Raw genomic sequence first — 3,231 nt, forward strand, 5'->3', positions numbered from 1 at the left:
AACTGAAGATGGTAAAGTTCATGACCAATATCGTATCGAATATCTAAGAAAACATATTGAACAAATCAAACTTGCAATTACTGATGGCGTTGAAATGATGGGATATTGCCCTTGGTCTGCCATTGACTTAATTTCTACTCATGAAGGTATGGTTAAACGTTATGGATTCATCTATGTTGATCGTGATGAATTTGATTTAAAAACTTTAGATCGTTATCGTAAAGATTCTTTCTATTGGTATAAAAAAGTTATTGCTTCTAATGGTGAAGATTTATCTGATTAATAAAAGATGGCTTAGGCCATCTTTTATTTTACCAATTTACTTTTCAACATCCTAATTGCAATAACTACCACTAATAAAATAACTATTGATCTGATAATAAACACATACGATCTATAACAGCCAAATAAATCCGTTTGTAACAATATGACCATTGGCAGATGGATTATTGTGACAATACTAATTAATAGTACCTGCCACAACGTAAAACTAATTATCGATTTATTAACAGCATAAAAGATAATCGTAATTATTGCATATAATAATACTAATAAATAAAAAAATAATTCAAATAAATTCGATTGGGTATATAAAGCTGGATATTGAGAAATTTCGGTTGCTGGAATACCTCCAATAACTGTATATAATCGCGTCAGCTGTTCATTACTAAGATTAATATAATGGTAATAAAGATAAGTTCCCGCAATAATAAAAGCTAGTATCGCTAAAATAGTCTTTTGCAACTTGATATTTTTGATAACTTTCATATAAAAATCCCTCTTTTTTAATATTTTGTTTAAAGTAACTCTTTAATAACTATCTTTAATTAAATTATATCTTACTTTTTCATTATTACAATTATCCAGGCATTAATGGCATAATATTGGCATTTTTGACATCAACAACTTATTATCTGCTATAATAACTTTGTGGGGGGATTATCAAATGAATCTAGCTATTATTGATGACAATTTATTAGATTTAAAGATTATCAATCATGTAATTACTAAAGAAATAGAAAAATATAAGATTGTTTATCAAGTTGACTTATATCAAAATTGTTTGGATTTCGATAATACTAAAGACTATGATGTCTTGTTTTTAGATATTGATATGCCAATTAATGGTATTGATTTAGCTAAAGACTATTTAAAAAGACATAAAAGAACCGTGATAATTTTTATCAGTAATCATGATGAGCAGTTTTATGATGCTTATAATGTTCATCCGTATCAGTTTATCAAAAAAACTGATTTAACACTGATGATCAAAAAATTTAATCTATGAATTAGTTGAAAAAATCGAAACTGATAATCATATCATTATTAAGATCAATTGCGATTATAAAAAAATATTACTTAATCACATTAAATACATTCAAAGTAATAAACATTATTGCATTATTACTACCATTAATAATCAATATCAAATTCGTGAAAAATTAAATAATTTAGAAAAGCAAATAAATAATCAATGCTTCTGTCGTATCAGTAATACTAAAATTATTAACTGGTTATATATTGATGAATATACCAATAATATGATAAAGATGGGAACTAATTATTTTAATATCAGCCGCAGTAAAATTAAAGCAGTAAAACAATCAAGAATCAATTATATTAGTTATTTACTATGACTGATTTAATCTCAATAATTAGTCAGACACTTACTGCTTTATTACTAGCCAGCTCAGTTTATCAAAATAAAAAATATTTTAATTTATTTGTTACGACCATTATTTATATCCTAACTATAATTATTATTTATCAATTATTTGGTTTAATTTTGCCTTTATATTGTTTATCTTTGATTATCGTTTTTGGATATGCCTGTTTTTTAAGAAAACAAATAAATATCGATAATGTGCTAATTACGATCATTCCATTTAGCATTTATTTTTTAATTTTTCAAATAACTTATGTTTTATTTAAAGCTATAAATATTACTTTTTTCCCACTGGATAGTCCATTTTATCCACTATTATGTAACATTATTGCGATCATTATTATTTATCTTATTAGTATTTATCTTTTTAACTTAAATATCAAACAAAATTATTTAATCTTATTATCCAATGGTATTGGAATATTAATAATATTTATTTTCTTTCAATATCTTGATTATATTATTATTTCAAAACCGATTAATCCATATTTCATTTTAGTTTTATTATTTTTGTTACTAATAATGAATTTATTAGTATTTAAAGAAGCTAATCAAAATATCAAGTTATTATATAAAAAGAAATTAGAATTGGGTATTTTAGAAGAAAAACGAAAGAATTATTATTTATCAAGGGAAATGATTGATAATACCAGAAAACTAAACCATGATCTTCATCATATCTATAATTTATTATTATATCAATTAGATCAAAATGATAATGAAGCAGTAAGAAAAACGATTTTAAAGCAATTACAGCTATTAGACAATCAAAGATTGATTATTAGTGGTAATGATATTATTGATTATTGTATTTCAATGCAATCAAAAATAATTAAAGACAAGAATATTTATCTTAGTTGTGATCAGCTGAGTGATAAATTTCCGATTAGTGATGAAGATTTATTTATTTTATTTGGTAATCTGTTTTTAAATGCGGTTGAAAACTGTCAACCAAATCCTAAATGCCAAATTATGATCAATAGTGGTGTAATAGATGAGTTTATGTATTTAAAAATTAAAAATACTATTGATAAACCAGTCGCTTTGAATAGTACTAAAGATAACCAAGAAATGCATGGACTAGGCTTACCAATCTGCAGAAATGTTATAGAAAAGTATGATGGACATTTATTAATTGAAAGTGATAATATCTTTTGCAGTGTTAAAGTTTTATTTAAAAAGGAATAGCTGGGCTATTCCTTTTATAACTCTTCACCATTTGTTTCAATTACCTTTTGATACCAATAATATGAATCTTTTTTATAACGATCTAATGTTCCACTATCTTCATCTTCTTCTCGATCTACATAGACAAATCCATAACGTTTTTGATATCCATTTAACCAGCTTAATAGATCAGTATATGACCATGTACAATAAGCCAATACTCGACAACCATCATCACAAGCTTTCTTTAATTCTTTGATATGTTCTCTTAGATAATCGATTCGATATTGATCATGAACCTTTCCATCTTCCAACTTATCAAATGCTCCTAGACCATTTTCACTGATGACGATTGGTAAATCATATCTTGAAGTGATTTCACGACAACACATTCTTAG

6 protein-coding genes are annotated in these 3,231 nt (G+C 25.2%); 4 read left to right on the top strand and 2 right to left on the bottom strand.

From position 1 onward, the window contains the following. Positions 1–283: family 1 glycosylhydrolase (locus Q0K54_RS02565; protein ID WP_294577558.1), on the top strand; the 283-nt coding region annotated here is incomplete at its 5' end. A 23-nt stretch (positions 284–306) separates the two neighbouring features. Here Q0K54_RS02565 and Q0K54_RS02570 read toward each other — a convergent pair. Continuing rightward, the gene (locus Q0K54_RS02570) at positions 307–768 is read right to left on the bottom strand and encodes a hypothetical protein (protein ID WP_294578282.1); all 462 of its coding nucleotides are present in this window, start codon (positions 766–768) and stop codon (positions 307–309) included. Positions 769–946: 178 nt separating this feature from the next. Between Q0K54_RS02570 and Q0K54_RS02575 the strand changes: the two genes are divergently transcribed. From Q0K54_RS02575 to Q0K54_RS02580, 3 genes are all read left to right on the top strand, one after another. Beyond that, a complete protein-coding gene (locus tag Q0K54_RS02575; protein ID WP_294578283.1) occupies positions 947–1,288 on the top strand; it encodes a response regulator in 342 nt (113 codons plus the stop codon). 64 nt (positions 1,289–1,352) lie between these two features. Continuing rightward, positions 1,353–1,637 carry a LytTR family transcriptional regulator DNA-binding domain-containing protein gene (locus Q0K54_RS13760; protein ID WP_374011443.1) on the top strand — a complete coding sequence of 95 codons (285 nt, stop codon included), beginning with the start codon at positions 1,353–1,355 and terminating at the stop codon, positions 1,635–1,637. Next, a complete protein-coding gene (locus tag Q0K54_RS02580) occupies positions 1,634–2,854 on the top strand; it encodes a GHKL domain-containing protein (protein WP_294578284.1) in 1,221 nt (406 codons plus the stop codon). Before Q0K54_RS13760 ends, Q0K54_RS02580 begins: the two co-directional genes overlap by 4 nt. A 14-nt stretch (positions 2,855–2,868) precedes the next feature. Here the strand turns inward: Q0K54_RS02580 and Q0K54_RS02585 are convergent. Further along, the coding region (locus tag Q0K54_RS02585; RefSeq protein WP_294578285.1) for a family 1 glycosylhydrolase at positions 2,869–3,231 on the bottom strand (363 nt) is incomplete at its 5' end.

The organism is uncultured Thomasclavelia sp. (assembly GCF_944324745.1).
Lineage (GTDB): Bacteria > Bacillota_I > Bacilli_A > Erysipelotrichales > Coprobacillaceae > Thomasclavelia.

Excerpts from the sequence above, each read along its gene's own strand:
- Q0K54_RS02570 (WP_294578282.1), bottom strand. The coding sequence starts at position 768 with ATGAAAGTTATCAAAAATATCAAGTTGCAAAAGACTATTTTAGCGATA.
- Q0K54_RS02580 (WP_294578284.1), top strand. The coding sequence starts at position 1,634 with ATGACTGATTTAATCTCAATAATTAGTCAGACACTTACTGCTTTATTA.
- Q0K54_RS02575 (WP_294578283.1), top strand. The coding sequence starts at position 947 with ATGAATCTAGCTATTATTGATGACAATTTATTAGATTTAAAGATTATC.